We start from the raw sequence: 20604 nt of genomic DNA, 5'->3' as shown, positions 1-20604 counted from the left end.
TCATCAAACACCCCTTCATGACTCTGACGCGAACAGGGACGTTGGGCATGAACCCGGCCTGTTTCAAGCCGCTGCCATGCAAGCGTATCCAAAGCGTTTCGGGATTGTCGTCCTGATAGAAGGACACGGTGAGCCGTTGTGATGCATTTACTACCGGCGTGTTGCTGTCTCGCGTATCATTGCGCTTAGCCATATTTAACTCCGATTTAGTTACTTGTGGTTAGCGGGTTGGGGATGTTAGTCGCATCCCTGACCCGCGTCTTCTTCAAAACCTGCCAACACCAGCGCAGGCACTTCAAACACCTTTGTGTTACTTCATTGGTTACTTCATTGTTTTGCTGTTCGCCTTTTTTAAAGGCTAGCCCAAAATACCATGTAAGAAACCGTAGATACAGATTAAAAAGGTGCTTGATGGAGGTTTTAAGCCAAAGGATAGGTAACGTTCCGTATCCTCCGGCAGCGGGCAAGAGCAGCTAACAAGAGAAGTGGAACCAGCGGCAAGATCGTCATCGCCGCCATGCCATTAATCCGCTGGCTATTTATTTCATTGATGTTGCTGCCATGGAAATTTTTCAAGACAGCCAAAACAGTTGCCGATATGCCGAGGCGTTAGCTATGGCGCTCTGTATAATTCCATCCTCATGTCAGTATCAGAATCCAACAAACCGTCGCGGTCAGCAGATCGCCCAAATCCCCAGCGCACTGCTGGCCGTCCATCCCAGCCGCGTTCCGCGTCAGCTCGCCCAGAGACTGCGCGGCCGGCGCCTGAGCGCAATCCTTTGCCGCCTATTGTGTTTCCCGAGGAGTTGCCGGTTTCCGGCAAGCGCGGTGAAATCTCGGCGGCGCTGGCTGCGCACCAGGTCATCATCGTTTGCGGCGAGACCGGTTCGGGTAAAACCACCCAGCTGCCGAAGATCTGCCTGGAATTGGGGCGCGGCCAGAATGGCCTGATTGGCCATACCCAGCCGCGCCGGATTGCTGCTTCCTCGACCGCCAAGCGGATCGCGCAGGAACTTAATTCGCCGCTGGGCGAGCATGTCGGTTACAAAGTGCGTTTCAACGACACCTTGACCAAGGGCGCCTGGATCAAGCTGATGACCGACGGCATATTGCTGGCGGAAACCCAGACCGATCCCTTGCTGCGCCAGTACGACACCATCATCATCGACGAGGCGCATGAGCGCAGCCTGAATATTGATTTCCTGCTGGGTTACCTGAAGCAGTTGCTGCAGAAACGGCCCGACCTGAAGATCATCATCACCTCGGCCACCATCGATGCCGACCGTTTTGCCCGTCATTTCGGTACGAACGACAAGCCGGCGCCGGTAATCGAGGTGTCGGGCCGTCTGTACGCGGTTGAGGTGCGTTACCGGCCGGTCGATAACGCTGACCGCGGCGGCGTCAATCCAGCCGCTGCAGCAGCCAAGCCGAACGCGCCGCAAAGCGCCGCCCAGCGCGATCGCGAGCAACGTGACCTGATGGATGCGGTAGTTGACGCGGTCGATGAGCTGGCGCGCATCGGCTCCGGCGACGTGCTGGTGTTCTTGCCGGGCGAACGCGAAATCCGCGATACCGCCGAAGCCTTGCGCAAGCACCATCCGGCCCATGTCGAAATCCTGCCTCTGTTCGCGCGGCTGTCGGCGCAGGAACAGGAGCGCGTATTCAAATCGTCCAATGCGCGCCGCATCGTGCTGGCTACCAACGTCGCCGAAACTTCGCTGACCGTACCCGGCATTCGCTATGTGGTGGATGCTGGCCTGGCGCGGGTCAAACGTTACAGCTACCGCAATAAGGTCGAGCAGCTGCAGATCGAGCCGATTGCGCAGTCTGCCGCCAATCAGCGCGCCGGCCGTTGCGGCCGGGTCGCCGCCGGTGTCTGCATCCGCCTGTATGAAGAGCAGGATTATCTGCAGCGGCCGAAATTTACCGAGCCGGAGATTATGCGTTCGTCGCTGGCTTCGGTCATCTTGCGGATGAAGTCGCTGCATCTGACCGATGTTGAAACCTTCCCGTTCATTGAACCGCCGCCGGGCCGCGCCATCGCCGATGGTTATCAATTGCTGCAGGAACTGGGCGCGGTCGATGACAACAATCAACTCACCAAAACCGGCCGCCAGCTGGCCAAGCTGCCGCTCGATCCACGCGTCGGCCGCATGATCCTGGCGGCGCTGGACAATGTCTGTCTGAGCGAAATGCTGATCATCGCCGCCGCCTTGTCGGTGCAGGACCCGCGTGACCGGCCGCTGGAGGCGCAAGGCGCAGCGGATCAGGCGCACAAGAAGTTTGCCGATGAAAAATCGGAATTCCTGAGTTACCTGAAAATCTGGAAATGGTTTGAAGAAGCCATCGAGCACAAGAAAACCAACCGCCAGCTGATGGATAACTGCCGCGCCAATTTCCTCTCGCAATTGCGCCTGCGCGAATGGCGCGATGTGCATTCTCAGTTGCTGACGATTGTGCGCGAGCAGGGCTGGCGTTTGAACGAGACCCCAGCTACTTATGAGCAATTGCATAGCGCCTTGCTGACCGGTTTGCTCGGCAACGTCGGTTTCAAGGCCGACGACGATCCGCATTACCTCGGCGCCCGCGCTATCAAATTCCATCTGTGGCCGGGCTCGCATCTGTCGAAGAAGGCCGGCAAGTGGGTGATGGCGGCCGAGCTGGTCGACACCAGCCGCTTGTACGCGCGTTGCATCGCCCAGATCCAGCCGGAGTGGCTGGAGCGGGTGGGCGCGCATCTGCTGAAAAAATCGTATGGCGAGCCGCGCTGGGAAAAGCGCACGGCGCAAGTATCGGCGTCCGAGCGCGCCACCTTGTACGGGCTGGTGGTGTATAGCCAGCGCCGCATCAATTTCGGTTTGATCAATCCGCAGGAGGCGCGCGAGATTTTTATTCGCGATGCGCTGGTCGGCGGCGAGTTCGATACCCGCGCACCGTTCTTCGCGCACAACCAGAAACTGATTCGCGAAATCGAAAACCTGGAGCACAAATCGCGCCGGCTCGATGTGCTGGTGGATGACGAATTGATCGCAGCGTTTTACGACAAGCTGATTCCGGCCGATATCTGCAACGGCATCACGTTTGAAAAATGGCATAAGGACGAGACCGCCAAGACGCCCAAGCTGCTGTTCCTGAATCGCGACGACTTGATGCGGCATGAGGCGGCCGGCATCACCACCGAACTGTTCCCGAAAGTGATGCGGGTGGCCGGTATCGAGATGGCTTTGTCCTATCACTTCGAACCAGGCACGCCGCGCGACGGCGTAACCCTGACGGTGCCGCTGTATGCGCTGAACCAGGTGTACGTCGACCGTTGCGACTGGCTGGTGGCCGGCATGCTGAAGGAGAAAGTGCATCTGCTGCTGAAATCGCTGCCGCAAAAGATACGCCGTAATTGCGTGCCGCTGCCGGATTACGCCGCCGGCTTTTGCGAGCGGATACAAGCGCGCCATGTGTTCGGCCACGGTAATCTGCTGGATGCCTTGATGGCGGATATCCGCACTGAAACCAGCGTTGCCATGCGCAGTACCGATTTCAAGCTGGAAACCTTGCCGGCGCATCATTCGATGAACTTCAAGGTGGTCGACGAGCACGGCCGGCAGCTCGACATGGGACGCAATCTGGCGGCGCTGCAAGTCGAGTTTGGCGGCCAGGCGCGCGAGAGTTTCCAGAAGCTGGCGAGCGTGACGGTAGCTGATGAGAATCCGGTTGCGGCGCAGGTGGATGCGCCGTTGCAAGCCGGGAAATTTGCAGCCCCGTCCGCAGCCGCCAAAGTTAGCAGTCAGCCTGCGGCTAAGGCGAGCGACAGCACGAATGCGCAATTCAGCAACCTGACCAGCTGGACCTTCGGTGAACTGCCCGAGCTGCTGGAAATCCAGCAGGGCAAACAAACCTTGATCGGTTTCCCGGCGCTGGTGGACCGGGCCACTCACTGCGACCTGGAAGTATTCGACGATCCGAACGAGGCGGTGCGGGTCCATCATCTCGGCTTGCGCCGGTTGTTTGCCTTGCAGCTCAAGGAACAATTGAAGTTCCTCGAGAAAAATATTCCGGGTTTGCAGCAAATGGGCATGCAATTCCTGGCGCTGGGTTCGCAGGAAGAATTGCGCGACCAGATTATTTATGCCGGACTGGAGCGCGCCTGTTTGCAACTGCCCTTGCCCAAGAATGCGGCGGAGTTCGCCCAGCGCAAGGATGAGGGTAAATCGCGCCTGGGTTTGCTGTGCAATGAAATTGCGCGGCTGGCAGCGTTGATCCTGGCCGAGTATCACGGTTTGCCGAAGCGGCTGCAAGGCGCCAAGGGGCATCCGCAAGCGGTGACCGATATCCAGGTGCAGATGCAAGCTTTAGTCAGCAAACGTTTCATTGCCGACAACGATTACGCCAACCTGACCCATTTCCCGCGTTATCTGAAAGCGGTGAATGTGCGGCTGGAGAAACTGCGCGCTGACCCGAGCCGCGATACACGGCTGATGGCGGAGTGGGCGCAAGTGGCGACGCCGTGGCAGCGTGCGCAAAAGGACCGCAGCGGCAAGACAGATCCAAAAATGGCCGAATTCCGCTGGCTGCTGGAGGAGCTGCGGGTGTCGCTGTTCGCACAGGAGTTGCGGACGCCGATGCCGGTTTCGGTCAAGCGCTTGCAGAAAGTCTGGGAAACCATGCAGCGTTAGAGACAATAGACAGCCCGTAGCGTGTGAAATCGCTGTTTTAAAGGGGTTTTCGCGTAAAATTGCGGCCAATACACATCACAAACTATTCCAGGTAAAAAAAATGAGCATCAAATCCGACAAGTGGATACGCCGCATGGCGCAGGAAACCGGCATGATCGAGCCTTTCGAGCCGGGCCAGGTGCGCGAGGCTAACGGCCACAAGATCGTCTCTTACGGTACCTCTTCGTATGGCTACGATATCCGTTGCGCCAACGAATTCAAGATTTTCACGAATATCAATTCGACCATCGTCGATCCCAAGAATTTCGACGAGAAATCGTTTGTCGATTTCAGCGGCGATGTCTGCATTATCCCGCCCAACTCATTTGCGTTGGCGCGCACCATGGAGTATTTCCGCATTCCACGCAGCGTCCTCACTATCTGTCTCGGCAAATCGACTTATGCGCGCTGCGGCATCATCGTCAACGTGACGCCGTTCGAACCGGAATGGGAAGGTTACGTGACGCTGGAATTCTCCAACACCACGCCGCTGCCTGCCAAGATTTATGCCGGTGAAGGCTGCGCCCAGGTGCTGTTCTTCGAAAGCGATGAAATCTGCGAGACTTCCTACAAGGACCGCGGCGGCAAGTACCAAGGCCAGCACGGCGTTACCCTGCCAAAAACCTAAAGGTCTGAGATGCCCAAGAACAAGCGCCCGGCGCCGCGGAAATCCAGCCTTTCCCCCGAAGATAAAGACGAAGCCGTAACCCAGCAGCTATGCGACCTGGCGATCGCCCTGGCCGAGCAGGATGACGATGAAGCCGAAGGCGACGCCGCCGGCGCCGCTTTGCAGCAGGCCGGTATCGATTTTCACAAGATCGTAAAGAAGAGCCTGCAGCAGAAAAAGGATGACATCCTGTACGACGCCATCGAGCGCGCTAAGTACGCCGATCTCGACGCCTGGCAATTCCTGAAAGAGCAAGTTGAAGAAGCATCGGAGATTTTGCTGGTGCGCCGCGATGAAGGCAAGGTGCTGGAGCTGAATGCGTTCGTGGTGCCATTCTTCGCGCACACCAGCGGCGGCCTCAAGCGCGAGCAGTGTTTCCAGGATCAGGAGGCATTCGAGGCGCTGTCCGCCAGTTTCAAGCAGGCACAACTGGAAGGGCCGGACGCTACCGTAGTGCTGGTCAGCCATGCCTACCACCTCGACGAAATCGACAGCATCCGTTACAGCCATCTGTTTGAAATGAACCGCGATGCGTTCGGCGCCATGGCGGACAAGAAGCTGGCGGCGACCACAGCGATCGAACGCAGCATCAGCGGTTGGCCGGAAAACCTGTTCGGGCCGGACGACCAGGCGGTCGAGCTGCGTTTCTTGCTGGGCTTTTCGCTCAAGGCCACTGACGATGCGTTTTATAAAGTGCCGGATGATGAAGCCGGCGCCGATGCTTATTTCAATGCGCGGGAAGAGCGCTTCCACGGCTGGACCGAACAGGTCGCACCCTTGCTCAAGCGTTGCCTGGTCACCGATGGCAGCGAAATCGATCTGCATTTCCTCTACCAGGACCTGTTCCACGGCGGCAAAGAGCGCGGCATTGCCGAATACTTCACGCTGCAGATGATGTCCGAGCTGAATCACGGCCTCGATCAGCATGGCGTCGAGCCTTTCGACGCCAATGCCGTCGTCGGTCCGGCCGATGTGCGCGGCGAGATGGTCTTGCGGGTGAATTTGTACGGCAAGGACGGCGCCTTGCTAGCCTCGTCGGAGAAGCCGCTGGCTGCCGGCGCCGACCTGCAGGTGGAAGTCGATGATACCTATGACGCGCTGCGCACCATCGGCGTCACGTCGCTGGCGGTCGCGGTGAGATTTGATGCGGACGGCCAGCCGCATGAGGTGCGGTCAATAAATCAACAATAGATGGATCCCGTAGTGATGCATCTCCAACGCGTGTTGGATGTCTTTAGCATCCTTCTATGAAACTAAAAGCCTTCGCCGTTGGCGAGGGCTTTTGGAAATTCTCAGTAATCAGAGGAAAAATCACTTGGTCCTTTTTTGATTACCTTTTTTTATGCAATTACGGAAAATTTGCTCTTAGACCAAAAAATTGAGGGTTCCAACACATGCCGTCCCGATTTACGTAAATTCCGCTTCTGAAATCAAGGACATTGTCGGACTGCCGATTTCCTTCCCATTTCATTCCGCCGCTGACCAACTTTATCTCTTCTTCTGTCATTATTTGCATGTAATTTCTCCTGTGCGATTAGTAAAAAATTTAACAGCCAAAACGATCTATTCCTTTCATTATTTCGGATACTGCCTCCTTTCTCATTACGTCAGCTTTCATAGTGGAAACTTGTTCCTTTGACGTTCTCAAATCTCGTTCGACCTCTTTAAATTTAAGGCTGGATAGCGTCTTTAGCCCACAAGCGGAATACAATTTCGCAGCATTCGTGCTGTCACTGGATTTGAAAATTGCGTAAAAGCGAGACTGCGCATCAGGTTCCTTCAAAATGTTTCGATAGGCTGATTCGCCGGGGGATATATGCCCTACGAATCCAATCATGCCTATTGCGAAAGTCTCCGTTGTGGCGAGAGCTATGTCGTCGTTGTTTGATTTATTCGTAGTGGTGCCCGGAACAGGAGGGATGTCTGATGCAAGAGACGGAATCGAAAGGTAGGTAAGCAGTGATGAGAAGACGGCGACCGCTATCATTTTTGTTGGCGAGTTTGCTGGGAAGGATTTTTTCATGAGTGCACTCCGTTTTTCTTTGCTGTTTATTGTAAATTAAATAATAATATAATAGCAACAAAAATATATGTATGGCATATTTTGAAGCATTGTCATAACAGGAAGTGCTGTTGTATTTTTGCTGAGGAATAATTCACCTGGCGACTACCTGCAACCGTTTTGGTTACGTTGCTTAGTGGTCCAGCAACGCCTTTACCCGACTCTTCGCATCGGCCTCACCGTATCGGTAACAACAAGTCACCGGAAGGGTAGTCGACGCCACTCCCGTCAAGGCGAATAGGATGGAGCATGCGGGCTTCACTGCTCCGCGATGGCCTTGACCCTGTTAGGTCGCCGGAATGGCGTCGAGAAACTTGCAGAGCGTCGTAGTGGTAAGGCTAGGGCATTGTGGCGCGCCGGGCGAGACAGCTACTTTGACGAATTGGATACCACCGAGCGTGCTGTCTCAATAAAGACTGTCGATCCGGATTTTATTTATCTGTAGTTGGAGTAGTACCCATCGGAGGCTATTGCGACAAACTAAAATTCAATTGGAGACAGGGCGGTTGGTAATTATTGCTTGGACCAGTCGAAATGGTAGGTCCGCGCATTTCGTGCTTTGGGGGGCGGGCTAGAAGGACAGGAGGTGCGACAGAAATTTCGGCCGGCTGCAATCTTGTGTCTTGATCCAAGTGCCCTGAACCGCTGCCCTGCTGCTATAACGGTCGCTTGGAGCTAGATGATAATCCTGCGTCATATGGTTCGTCGTTCATACGCTATCTGTTCAATCAAGGAGAGGCATGATGAATGGCTTTAAAAATTGATACCCTTATTCGATCTTGAAGAATCTAAGTGAGTCATGGCATAAAGCTATTTTTTGATGGAAATCAGATCGGATACAATTAATTTATGTCACAAACGATTGCCGTTCAAGGTCAATGGTGCCCGCAATACAATACTTCTAAATTTAATGGATCGATACATTAGGTATCTATGAATACTACAGCAGAAGGAAACGCATTTCGGGATCGGGTGTGCGATTTGTTAAGAACAAAATATCCAGACGCCACAACAGAAACGAAGGTGGCTTGGAAAAACGCTGACATTACTTATACGCAGATGGATCATGGTAGTCGTATAAGGGTTGCAGTGGAGTGCAAGAAATATTCGAAAAAACTCAACACGGCTGATCTTAATAAGATCGTTGGGGACTACAGTGCAGCACTGAGCAATCAAGAAATTCATAAACTCATAATTGTCTCTGTCCATGGATTAGAGGCAGCCTCACGTCAACTCATTTCTACCAATCCATTGCTGCGCTTTCAGACATTTTCTCAGCTTGAAGAGTCGCTAGTTGGCTTACGACCGTACGTAGAAGATCTCGCACGCCAGTTTGACGGTGATGAAGTGCATGCCTACTACATCGAAGGGCGTTTTAGTGGCTGCGCCGGTACTGCATTAGAAGCTCTTTCCAAATGGATGGCCGAGGATAAAGGAACTGGTTTTGCAGTTCTTGGTGGCTATGGGCTTGGCAAAAGTAGTCTTGCAAAACGGCTGGCGTCTGAACAAGCAAAGCGCTATCTCCAGGACCCGTCTGAGCGAATTCCTATTCTGCTGAGGTTAGGGCATGTTGTTCATGAAACTGAATTAGCAGGCCTTTTCGGGAAAGAGTTCAACGACCAGTTTCATCTCCCGGAATTTTCTTATCGAACCCTTTTGCATCTCAATCAGGCCGGTCGTATCCTCATTATTTTAGATGGCTTCGATGAAATGAAGCATGCAATGACTGAGGCGGATTTTAAGGCAAATTTTAGAGAATTCAACAAACTTCGTCTTGCAGGAAAATCTAAAGTGTTATTGCTCGGACGGCCAAATGCACTGTCCTCAGAGTCGTATGACCTTTTGGTTAAAGGTCTGGGAAGAATGGCCGACCAATCATATGTAGATACAGATTTTCCTGCTTGGCGTGAGGAGACACTTGATTTCTTTACTAGTGCTGAAAGTCGTGAATTTCTTACGCGATATTTAACCTATTCGCGGAATAGGTATAGTGATGATACGAACTTGGCTGCAGTCGAAACTAGGGTCGGTCGAATTTTAGCCGATATCCACGTCGATCTTATGCAAAGACCAGTGCAAGCGCGCATCGTGGGGCAGCTGGCAGCGGATACAAATTATAACTTTGCCAGAATTAATTTATTCAAATTATATGCTGACTTCGTAGGAAAAATGATTGACAGAGAGCAAGAGAAGCCGGCTCGAAAAAAAATTCCACATCATGCAAGAATTACCTTTTTACGAGATTTGGCTTGGTGGGCGTGGACCCGTGATAACTCAGCTCAAGGTGTTTTCAGAAAAGATGAAGTGCCGCTATCGCTTCTTGAACATCTTCCCAGCGGGGATGCAATCGATCTGGCCGCAAAAAAGTCGGAATATTTGATCTCATCGCTAACAGAACAAAAAGATGCCGACGTGCTGTATTTTGCGCATCGATCCTTTCAAGAATTTCTTGTTTCCTCCTGGATGGTAGAAGCAAAAATCGATGAGCCGAGCACATTGTCAAAGATTAGTGCCGCACTTACGCCGGACATAGTCGATTTTTTGAAAAAATCACCAGCTCATGATCATTTGTTGAAATGGTTTGAATTATTGAATATCAAAACACGCGTTAGTTTGGATTTTCTTCGTCTGCTAAGACTAAATGATGAAGTTAAGCATGCAATTAAAAAACTGAAACCGCAACAGTTGAACGTACATCACGTTGCTATTTTTTGTTACGAAAATCTGCGAGAGGTTGAGGGGAACTCACGTCAAGAAATACACTCCTTTCTTTATCTCGCGATTAAAGAAGCTCCAATTAAGACCGCTGATTTTGCATTTCTTTGTTTGCTATTAGATGCAAAAAATCTTCAGTATCAAGATCTGATATGTCATGCGCTCGCGGTTGCTTGGGAGCGTCAAATGGTAGGGGCTCAAGATGTTGAAGCAAACAAAACCGCGATTTTAATCGACCATCAGCATTTTGGTGTGATCGGAGCTACCATTAGTAACTGTCTGAAAAAACATCGAAATATGGATCGTAGGCAGCTAACTTGGCAAGAAGACCGGGCGATTGCTCAGCTCTGGGAATCTTTTAAGAGTTTAGGTTTTGATCCATCGCAAGGTTCAGATTTACTATCAGATCCCGATACAACGGGCGTTAGCATTGCGGTGAAGTCGGAAAATGGGGATAAAGCTCGGAGCATTGAGTCCCATGTGTTCGAGAATTTTTTGTCTTTGAATGCTAGAGATCAATTCATTAAGAAAGTTTACCCTATGCGAATTGATGAATTTGGCCTTGTTAGCAAAACCGTCCGGTAGTATGTTGATCTGGCGTGCGTTGAAGAACGCCAGATCATTTCAAAATCTCAGTTACAGTCGAAGTTAGTTTAGAGAAGTAACCTCCCCCAATCGTTGTACGATCGCTCCACCTCATCATAAAAATTTACTTGGGCGAATGCGCCGTTGACGAGCGAGAGTTGCGGTGGAATTTGGCGATCGGGCGGAATGCAATTGCCGGTATATATGAAATGAAATTTCACATGGAGAGTTGAATGACTGAAGAAGACGCGAAAAAGATCGCCACGCACCGGCATTACAAGGGCGGCTTATATCGTTTCGTCGGTACTGCCAGGCATTCGGAAACCGAGGAAAGCATGGTGGTGTATGAGCACCTGTGGCCGCATGCTCCAGGATTATGGGTACGGCCCGCCGAATTGTTCAACGGCGTTCTGGAAAATGGCGCACGGCGCTTTGCACCACTGTAATTCCAGAGGCGCATACGATAAACGGGGGCCAGGCATGCATGCCTGGTCCCCGTTTTGCCATCACTGGCAGTACGCTGGCTTACTGCCTGACGCAGTCGACAAAATAGTCCCGCTTGCCATTCACTTCCCGTTTCACCAAGCCATGCACGTCGGTTTCAAAGCCCGGGAATTTCTCGTTGAAATCGCGCGCAAACTTCAGGTAATCGACGATGGTCTTGTTGAAGCGTTCGCCCGGAATCAACAGCGGAATGCCCGGTGGATAAGGCGTCAGCAAGATCGATGTGACGCGGCCTTCGAGCTGGTCGATAGGTACGCGGTCGATTTCGCGGTGGGCCATTTTTGCAAACGCATCGGATGGCTTCATGGCCGGCTGCATGTCGGACAAATACATTTCGGTGGTCAGGCGCGCCACGTCGTAGGACTTGTAAGTCTCATGGATCTGCTGGCACAGGTCGCGCAAGCCGAGCCGCTCGTAGCGGGCATTCTTGCCGTGATTGGCGGCTGCGAATTCAGGCAGGATGCGCCAGATCGGCTGGTTCTTGTCGTAGTCGTCCTTGAACTGTTGCAGCGCTGTCAGCAGCGTGTTCCAACGGCCCTTGGTGATGCCGATGGTGAACATGATGAAGAACGAATACAAGCCGCATTTCTCGACGATGACGCCGTGTTCGGCCAGGTATTTGGTGACGATCGATGCCGGAATCCCGCTCTCGCCGAATTTGCCTTCGAGCGACAAGCCAGGCGTGACGATGGTGGCCTTGATCGGATCGAGCATGTTGAAGTTGGGCGCCAGATTGCCGAAACCGTGCCAGTCGTCTTCGGCGCGGATGACCCAGTCTTCGCGGCTGCCGATGCCGTCTTCCGAAAAGCTGTTCGGCCCCCACACCTGGAACCACCAGTCCTTGCCCCATTCTTCGTCGATCTTCTTCATGGCGCGACGGAAATCCAGCGCTTCCAGAATGCTTTCCTCGACCAGCGCAGTGCCGCCCGGCGCTTCCATCATGGCGGCGGCAACGTCGCAAGAGGCGATGATCGAGTACTGCGGCGAAGTCGACGTGTGCATCAGATAGGCTTCATTGAAGGCGTCCTGATCGAGTTGCACGCTCTCCGATTCGCGCACCAGGATTTGCGACGCCTGCGACAGGCCGGCCAGCAACTTGTGGGTCGACTGGGTCGAGAAGATCATCGATTTCTTGGCGCGCGGGCGATCCTTGCCGATCGCATGCATGTCTTTGTAGAAATCATGGAAAGTCGCGTGCGGCAGCCAGGCTTCGTCGAAATGCAGGGTGTCGATCTCGCCGTCGAGCATGTTCTTCAGGGTTTCGACGTTATAGATCACGCCGTCGTAAGTCGATTGCGTGATGGTCAGGATGCGCGGTTTCTTGTTGACGGCTTCACGCGCAAACGGATTGGCTTCGATTTTTTTGCGGATGCTTTCCAGCGTGAATTCTTCCAGCGGAATCGGGCCGATGATGCCGAGGTGGTTGCGGGTCGGCATCAGGAACACCGGAATCGCGCCGGTCATGATGATCGAGTGCAGGATCGATTTGTGGCAGTTGCGGTCGACCACCACGATGTCGCCCGGCGCCACGGTCGAGTGCCACACCATCTTGTTGCTGGTGCTGGTGCCGTTGGTGACGAAGTAGCAATGGTCGGCGTTGAAGATGCGCGCTGCATTGCGTTCCGAATCGGCTACCGGGCCGGTGTGGTCGAGCAGCTGGCCGAGTTCTTCGACCGCGTTGCAGACGTCGGCGCGCAGCATGTTTTCACCGAAAAATTGATGGAACATCTGGCCGATCGGCGATTTCAGGAAAGCCACGCCGCCCGAGTGCCCCGGGCAATGCCAGGAGTAGGAACCGTCTTGCGCGTAGTGCACCAGCGCCCGGAAGAATGGCGGCGAGAGGCCGTCCAGATACGATTTGGCTTCGCGGATGATGTGGCGCGCAACGAACTCCGGCGTATCTTCAAACATATGGATGAAGCCGTGCAGTTCGCGCAGGATGTCGTTCGGGATATGGCGCGAGGTGCGGGTTTCACCGTACAGGTAGATCGGGATGTCGGCGTTCTTGTGGCGGATTTCTTCGACGAAAGCGCGCAGCGATTTCAGCGCGTGGTCGGTTTCTTCGAAGGAGCCGGCGCCGAATTCTTCATCGTCGATCGACAGGATAAAGGCTGACGCCCGCGATTGCTGCTGGGCGAACTGCGACAGGTCGCCGTAACTGGTGACGCCCAATACCTCCATGCCTTCTGCCTCCATGGCGTCGGCCAGTGCGCGGATGCCGAGGCCGGAAGTGTTTTCGGAACGGAAGTCTTCGTCAATGATGACGATGGGGAAGCGGAATTTCATCGAGGTCTCCAGGAGACGGTGGTTGATAACAAGGCTGTATACAGGGGCTGTAAATAAGGCCGCGCGTAGCGGCGATTAAAAAAACGTTGTACCGCTTGGCGCCAGAGGCGTTCGCGGAGTTGCCAGGGTAGGGCAATACAGCCTATTGCTTTGCGCATCACCGCAGATGGCGGCAACACTCAAAAAAGAAAGTCGAATTCTCGCAGAATTGCACGAAATTGGGGACAAAGATGAGGAAATTCCTGCAGAAAACAACAGATGTCATTCCGTCATCGGGCCGGGTCAGCTGTTGGTCTCGCCGAGGCTGGGCGAGCAGCGTTCGTACACCACAAACGCGTAGTCGAAACCGTTGGCCGCGGAATGATGGGTTTCGCGTGAAATCTCCTGCCATTGCCGGGCATCGCGTGGCGGGAAAAAAGCGTCGCAATCGAAGCTGTGCTGGATCTCGGTGACGATCAGCCGCTGTGCCAATTCCTGTGCCGCAGCATAGATCTCGGCGCCGCCGATAATGAAGGCTTCGGCGTCACCCACCATGGCCGTCGCTGCAGCCAGCGAGGGCGCGCTTTCGACGCCGTCGTGGCGCCAGTCGGGATTGCGGGTAATAACAATATTGCGCCGTTGCGGCAATGGCCGGCCTATCGATTCAAAGGTCTTGCGGCCCATGATGATAGGGTGGCCCGAGGTAGTGCGTTTGAAATGCGCCAGATCCTCCGGTAAATGCCAGGGCAGGGTGTTGCGGATGCCGATGCCGTTGCGGGCGTCGGTCGCGACAATAATGGTGAGGCGAGAAGTCATGGGCGCTGATGCATGGGCCTGCTATGTGTTATTTACAGGCTGGGTAAAAAAGGGTGATATTACTATAAAGTCTCGCAAGGAACTTTGTCCGCTTGTCATTGCTCTTAAATGCCATGGCCTGATAACCTGAGATTTGCAAAGGCTCTCCAGGGTAAGTCAGGGATTTTCTTCTTTTTCACTTTTTTGGCGCCGCTCTGCTGCCAATTTGGCAATCTTTGGCAATGCAATGGCATGCGCCTTGCATAGTTACTGCAGCAGACTCTAAAGGCGGGCGCCAATGGAAAGTGGCGCCAACTAGTTTCTCGATGGACATAAAAAATTATAGAACACTGATAAACTACCGCCTACTCTCGATGCTGCCAGCACTGGCACGCTCGGGCAGGTCACAACAGCAGTGTCAGATGGGAACCCAATGCATTTAAATTTGTTTCAGCGGACGCAGTCGCGCCTCCCCGCTCTAGCGCAAGTACGCGCTGCGATTTTGCCGCTAGCCTTGTTGTTGCCAGGGGTTGGCGGCAGCGCCTTCGCCTTCGATTTCAATAATGTCGCCAAGCAGGCCAAGGAACTGGCGGCCAGCTCGTATAGCAAGCCGGAGAGTAATCTGCCGAAAGAGATCAGCGGTCTCGATTACGAGCAATATAAAGACATTCGTTTTCGTCCCGAAAAATTTACCTGGCGCAACCAGAAGCTACCTTTCGAGCTAGCCTTCTTTCACGAGGGATATTCGTTCGACCAGCCGGTGAAGATCAACGAGATCAACGGCCAGAGCGTGCGTGAAATCCGTTTCGATCCCAATGATTTCGATTATGGCGGCAACAAGCTCGATACGCGCAAGCTGCGCTCGCTGGGTTTTGCCGGCTTCCGTGTGCATTACCCGCTGAACACGGCTAAATACAAAGACGAGGCATTGTCGTTTCTGGGCGCCAGTTATTTCCGTGCCTTGGGCAAGGAACAAAACTATGGCCTGTCGGCAAGGGGCCTGGCTATCGATACCGGCTTGAGTTCAGGCGAGGAGTTTCCGCGCTTTACCGAATTCTGGATCGAGCGGCCAAAAACCAGCGACAAGGAACTGACCATTTATGCCTTGCTCAATTCGCGCCGCATCACTGGCGCCTATCGTTTTGTGCTGAAGCCGGGCGTCGACACGACAGTGGATGTCAAGGCCCAGCTGTACCTGCGTGAAAACGTCAGCAAACTAGGCTATGCGCCACTGACCAGCATGTATCTGCATGGCGATAACCAACGCTCGCCAGGCGAGGATTACCGGCCCGAGGTACATGATTCCGATGGCTTGTCGGTAGCCTCCGGCACCGGCGAATGGATCTGGCGGCCGCTGGTCAATCCGAAGCGGCTGCTGGTGACTTCGTACTCGCTGAGCAATCCGGCTGGTTTCGGTCTGATGCAGCGCGACCGCGACTTCGCCAGCTACCAGGATCTGGACGCCAGATATGAAAAACGCCCGAGCGCCTGGGTTCAGCCCAAGGGTAACTGGGGCAATGGCAGGGTAGAGCTGGTGCAGATCCCGACGCCGGATGAAACCAACGACAATGTGGTGGCGTTCTGGGTGCCGGAAACCGCGCCCAAGGTCGGCCAGCCTTTCAATTTGGAATACACTTTGTCATGGCAGAAGGAGGCTGAAAAGCGGCCGCCTTTGTCATGGGTGACGCAGACCCGGCGTGGCTTCGGTTTCCAAAAGAAGAGCGAGAGAAGCGACGACAACAGCATCGGCCTGGTAGTCGATTTTGAAGGCCCGGTCTTCAAGAAATTGTCGGACAAGGTACAACCGGAAGGCGTGGTCAGCGCCGACGACAACGGCAAGGTGCTGGAGACCAAGGTGTTCCGCAACGAGGTTACCGGCGGCTGGCGCATGATGTTGCGCGTGCGGCGTAACGAAGACAGCAAACCGGTCGAGCTGCGCGGATTTTTGCGCGGCGGCAGCACAACCCTATCTGAAACCTGGAGCTACATATTACCGCCCAACTAGACCACAAGCAGGCGCCCAAGCTGGACCCGGGCCTGCCGGATATTTGTGATCGCTATCTGGAACGCCTGCCGTTATCGGCGGAGCGCCGGGCGACATTGTCTACGCAACTGGCGGCGCATGGCATGCAGCCGATGGCGGCCTTGCATCTGGCTTTGGCCCGCGCTGCCGATTCTGATCCCGATCCTGATCCCGATGCAGCGCTGCTGCCAGCATTGACCAGCGCCAATCCGGCCTACGGTTCGGTGGCAGCGCGGCTGCAACTGGCTTTTACGCCAGCGGCTGGTGCAGACTCGGTCACTCCAGCTGCACCGCATGCGACGCCCGACGGCTTGCCCAAGATCAGCACCGACGCCGACGGCCGCGCCCGCATCGCCATCGCGCCGCCGTTGCAACGCACGCCGATTGTCGCCCATCCGTGGGGAACCTTGAATCCATTGGTGCGCTGGATCGAAACCGCGAACAAGAAATTCGACTTGCGGCCGCGCGCCAAACAGCGGCGCTATAAAAAAGCGACACGCTCGACTGTACTGCCGCAGCCGGAACCAATGCCGGTAGCCGCAGTGGATAGCCAGGACCAGCATATAAGCAAGTCACACGGCAATCTGCGGCGCATCGTGCTGTTGCTGTTGATGCTGGCGCAGACGGCAATGGCGACGTATTTCATGAGCGCGGTGCTGCCGTATCACGGCGACAAACCGCTGGAGGTGGTCACGCTAGGCTTGTTTGCCCTATTGTTTTGCTGGGTCTCGGCCGGCTTCTGGACCGCCATGGCAGGTTTTCTGGTGCTGATGCGCGGCAGCGATCGTTACGTGATCTCGCGTGAAGAAGCCGCGCCGGGGCCGATCCCAGCCAGCGCCAGAACCGCGATCGTGATGCCGATCTGTAATGAAGACGTGACGCGGGTGTTCGCCGGCCTGCGCGCTACTTACGAATCGGTTGCCGCCAGCGGCGAGCTGGATCGTTTCGATTTCTTCGTGTTGAGCGATAGCGGCGATAGCGATATCTGCAGCGCCGAACTGGATGCCTGGGCCAGCTTGTGCCGCACCATAGGCGGCTTTGGCCGTATCTTTTACCGCCATCGGCGCCGTCGGGTGAAACGCAAGAGCGGCAATATCGACGACTTTTGCCGGCGCTGGGGCGCCAATTACAGCTACATGATCGTGCTCGATGCGGACAGCGTTATGAGCGGCAGCTGCCTGACTACCCTAGTGCGGTTGATGGAGGCCAATCCTACCGCCGGGATAGTCCAGACCGCGCCGCGTGCAGCTGGCCGCGATACCTTGTACGCGCGGATCCAGCAATTCTCGACACGTGTTTACGGGCCCTTGTTTACGGCCGGTTTGCATTACTGGCAGTTGGGCGAATCGCATTACTGGGGGCACAACGCCATCATCCGCCTGCAACCGTTCATGGAGCATTGCGCCTTGGCGCCGCTGCCCGGCGAGGGCGCTTTGGCGGGCGAAATCCTGTCGCATGATTTTGTCGAGGCAGCGCTGATGCGGCGCGCCGGCTGGGGTGTCTGGATCGCCTACGATCTGGCCGGCAGCTACGAGGAAATGCCGCCTAACCTGCTCGACGAACTGAAGCGCGACCGCCGCTGGTGCCAGGGCAACCTGATGAACTTCCGCCTGTTCCTGGCGCGCGGCATGCATGCGGTGCACCGCGCGGTGTTTGTGACCGGTGTCATGGCTTATCTGTCAGCGCCGCTGTGGTTCTTGTCGCTGCTGCTGTCGACGGCGTTACTGGCGGTGCACACCCTGGTGGCGCCGGAATATTTCACGACGCCCGGGCAGTTGTTCCCGGTCTGGCCGGAATGGCATCCGGAACGCGCCCTGGCTTTGTTCACGGCTACCGCAACCCTGTTGTTCCTGCCTAAAGTGCTGAGCGTGCTGCTGATCTGGATCAAGGGCGCGCGTGAGTTTGGCGGTGCTTTGCGCCTGACTGCCAGCATGATCATGGAACTCTTGTTTTCGATGTTGCTGGCGCCGGTGCGCATGCTATTCCACACCCGCTTTGTGGTGGCTGCGTTCCTCGGCTGGGCGATCAGCTGGAAGTCGCCACCGCGCGAAGATGCTGAAACCAGTTGGGGCGAAGCGGTGCGTCGTCATGGCGGCCATACCTTGCTGGGGCTGGTCTGGGGCGGCGGCGTGTATTGGCTGGAGCCGGGCTTCCTGTGGTGGTTGCTGCCTATCGTCGGCTCCTTGATGTTGTCGATTCCCTTGTCGGTATTCTCCAGCCGGGTCACGCTTGGCCGCAGCTTCCGCCATGCGCGCTTGTTCGTGATTCCGGAAGAGGTCGATTTGCCGCCTGAACTGGCGGCTACTACGGTCTATAACGACAACGGCAAGGTGCTGGCGAAATTTAACGACGCAGTGGTCGATCCGATTCAGAATGCCTTGGTGTGTGCGGCGGTAAGTGCACGCCCTGGTGTGCCGGCAGCTACCCTGGCGGCGCGTGCAGCGCTGCTTCAGGCGGCATTGAAAGGTGGCCCGGACGGTTTGACGCCGCGTCAAAAGAATGCCTTGCTGGACGATCCTCTGACCTTGTCACAGCTGCATTTCGAAATCTGGAATTCAGAGCAAGCTAACCGGCGTTGGCAGTCGTTGACTGCTGCAGCGCGCTGAGCCAGCTCTTGCTTTAATTCGATTTAAATCCGATAAGGAGCACCATGTTACGACGTGATTTTCTAAAAGCGTCGGCGGCACTTGCTGCCGCCGGTTTCCCGGCAACTTCGCTACTGGCAGCAGCAACCGCGCCAGCGCAATTGAAATTCCTGGGCCAGCCGCAAGCCTTCGATTACGCCTGGCTCAAGGGCCACGCAAGACAATTGGCGAGCCAACCCTATCAGCCGCCGGTGAACCATATTCCGCCAGAGGTCAAGGCGCTCGATTGGGATCAATACCAGGCGATCGGCTATCGTGACGGCCATGCCCTGTGGGGTGAGGAAAAGTTGCGTTTCCAGGTCAAGTTTTTTCATCTCGGCCTGTTCTTCAAGAGTCCGGTGCAGATCTACGAATTGAAGAACGGCCAGGCGCAGGAACTGGCCTACGATCCGGCGATGTTCAACTATGGCAAGAGCGGTTTGAAGGCGGATCACATGCCGAAGGATCTTGGTTTTGCCGGATTCCGGGTGAATTTCCATACCGATCTGGAGCGCGATGTCACGGCGTTCCTGGGCGCCAGTTATTTCCGCGCGGTCGGCGCCGAATGGCAGTATGGCTTGTCGACACGCGGCCTGGCGATCGATTGCGGCATGGACAGGCCGGAAGAATTTCCGATGTTTACCAGTTTCTGGCTGGAGCGCCCGGCCAAGGATTCCGGCAAACTGGTGGTGTATGCGCTGCTCGATTCGCCTAGCGTAGCCGGCGCCTATCGCTTCGAGATCCAGCCTTCGGCCACCATGGTGATGGATGTCGATGTCGCCCTGTATCCGCGCAAGACGATTGAACGGATGGGCGTGGCGCCGTTGACCAGCATGTTTCAGTATGGCGAGAATGACCGCCGCATCGGCGCCAGCGACGACTGGCGTCCGGAAATCCATGACTCCGACGGACTGGCCATGCAACGCGGCAACGGCGAATGGATCTGGCGGCCGCTGACCAATCCCGAGCATCTGCGTTTCAATGCCTATCAGGATGAGAGCCCGCGCGGTTTCGGTCTGCTGCAACGCGATCGCAATTTCGATCACTATCAGGACGACGGCGTGTTTTACGACCGCCGCCCAAGCTTGTGGGTCGAGCCGAAATCGGGTTGGGGCAAGGGTGCGATAGATTTGGTAGAAATCCCGACCGCCGACGAGACCTTCGACAATATCGTAGCGTTCTGGAATCCGGCCGACAAACCGCAAGCCGGGCAGGAACGCTTGTTCGCCTACCGCCTGCATTGGGGCAGCAAGATGCCGTTCTCGCCGTCGCTGGCGCAAGTGGTCGCGACCCGCACCGGCATGGGCGGCGTGGTCGGCCAGAAGCGCGCTTATTACTCACGGCGTTTCGCGATCGATTTTGCCGGCGGCGACCTGGCTCTGCTGGGCAAGGACGTCAAGGTCAAGGCCATGATCAGCGTCTCGCGCGGCAAGGTGGAAATCAGTTCGGCGCGTCCGCTGGACGCCATCCACGGCTATCGCGCGATGTTCGATTTGAAACCGGCTGACGATAGCATCGAGCCGATTGACGTGCGCCTCTACCTGGAGGCAGACGGCCAGCCGCTGAGCGAGACCTGGTTATATCAATGGACTCCGCCGGCGCCGGCCAAGCGTACGTACTAGTCGTTGCGGCGTTGCGAGCGATTCAATTCGCTA

At 55.4% G+C, this 20604-nt stretch carries 12 protein-coding genes; 8 read left to right on the top strand and 4 right to left on the bottom strand.

The features are described from left to right. Positions 1-193, bottom strand: a 193-nt coding sequence (locus VNZ60_RS22085; protein WP_325663021.1) for a SymE family type I addiction module toxin, incomplete at its 3' end; no start/stop codon positions are given. Between the two features lie 448 nt (positions 194-641). Between VNZ60_RS22085 and hrpA the strand changes: the two genes are divergently transcribed. The 3 genes from hrpA to VNZ60_RS22070 all read left to right on the top strand — a co-directional run bounded on the left by hrpA (position 642) and on the right by VNZ60_RS22070 (position 6567). Next, the gene (gene hrpA, locus VNZ60_RS22080; RefSeq protein WP_325663019.1) at positions 642-4670 is read left to right on the top strand and encodes an ATP-dependent RNA helicase HrpA; all 4029 of its coding nucleotides are present in this window, start codon (positions 642-644) and stop codon (positions 4668-4670) included. A gap of 100 nt (positions 4671-4770) precedes the next feature. Beyond that, on the top strand, positions 4771-5337 hold the full coding sequence (dcd, locus tag VNZ60_RS22075; protein WP_092398441.1) for a dCTP deaminase: 567 nt from the start codon (positions 4771-4773) through the stop codon (positions 5335-5337). 9 nt (positions 5338-5346) lie between these two features. After that, positions 5347-6567 carry a DUF2863 family protein gene (locus VNZ60_RS22070; RefSeq protein WP_325663013.1) on the top strand — a complete coding sequence of 407 codons (1221 nt, stop codon included), beginning with the start codon at positions 5347-5349 and terminating at the stop codon, positions 6565-6567. Positions 6568-6922: 355 nt separating this feature from the next. Here VNZ60_RS22070 and mchS3 read toward each other — a convergent pair whose 3' ends face one another. Beyond that, the gene (mchS3, locus tag VNZ60_RS22065) at positions 6923-7399 is read right to left on the bottom strand and encodes an MchS3 family protein (RefSeq protein ID WP_325663011.1); all 477 of its coding nucleotides are present in this window, start codon (positions 7397-7399) and stop codon (positions 6923-6925) included. Positions 7400-8371: 972 nt separating this feature from the next. Here mchS3 and VNZ60_RS22060 point away from each other — a divergent pair. Both VNZ60_RS22060 and VNZ60_RS22055 read left to right on the top strand, forming a co-directional pair. Beyond that, positions 8372-10738, top strand: coding sequence for an NACHT domain-containing protein (locus VNZ60_RS22060; RefSeq protein ID WP_325663009.1), 2367 nt, complete (start codon positions 8372-8374; stop codon positions 10736-10738). Between the two features lie 233 nt (positions 10739-10971). After that, entirely contained in the window at positions 10972-11184 is a 213-nt protein-coding gene (locus tag VNZ60_RS22055) for a DUF1653 domain-containing protein (RefSeq protein WP_325663007.1), read from the top strand. A 79-nt stretch (positions 11185-11263) separates the two neighbouring features. On the opposite strand, the gene VNZ60_RS22050 is transcribed toward VNZ60_RS22055, so the two are convergent. Beyond that, positions 11264-13528 carry an arginine/lysine/ornithine decarboxylase gene (locus VNZ60_RS22050; protein WP_325663005.1) on the bottom strand — a complete coding sequence of 755 codons (2265 nt, stop codon included), beginning with the start codon at positions 13526-13528 and terminating at the stop codon, positions 11264-11266. A 282-nt stretch (positions 13529-13810) separates the two neighbouring features. Beyond that, positions 13811-14323, bottom strand: coding sequence for a dihydrofolate reductase (locus VNZ60_RS22045; protein WP_325663003.1), 513 nt, complete (start codon positions 14321-14323; stop codon positions 13811-13813). Positions 14324-14735: 412 nt separating this feature from the next. Between VNZ60_RS22045 and VNZ60_RS22040 the strand changes: the two genes are divergently transcribed. The 3 genes from VNZ60_RS22040 to VNZ60_RS22030 are packed head-to-tail and all read left to right on the top strand — an operon-like array spanning position 14736 to position 20571. Further along, positions 14736-16307, top strand: coding sequence for a glucan biosynthesis protein G (locus VNZ60_RS22040; protein WP_325663001.1), 1572 nt, complete (start codon positions 14736-14738; stop codon positions 16305-16307). Then, complete coding sequence (mdoH, locus tag VNZ60_RS22035) at positions 16280-18931, top strand: glucans biosynthesis glucosyltransferase MdoH (RefSeq protein ID WP_414648946.1); 2652 nt, start codon at positions 16280-16282, stop codon at positions 18929-18931. Before VNZ60_RS22040 ends, mdoH begins: the two co-directional genes overlap by 28 nt. A 44-nt stretch (positions 18932-18975) precedes the next feature. Beyond that, positions 18976-20571: an OpgD/OpgG family glucan biosynthesis protein gene (locus VNZ60_RS22030; protein WP_325662999.1), complete on the top strand. Its 1596-nt coding sequence runs from the start codon at positions 18976-18978 to the stop codon at positions 20569-20571. The last annotated feature ends 33 nt before the right edge of the window (positions 20572-20604 follow it).

Origin of the sequence: Collimonas sp., from assembly GCF_035566375.1 — a bacterium.
GTDB lineage: Bacteria > Pseudomonadota > Gammaproteobacteria > Burkholderiales > Burkholderiaceae_D > Collimonas.
The sequence above is the reverse complement of the archived record's forward strand: the minus strand, read 5'-3'. Positions and strand labels throughout refer to the sequence as shown.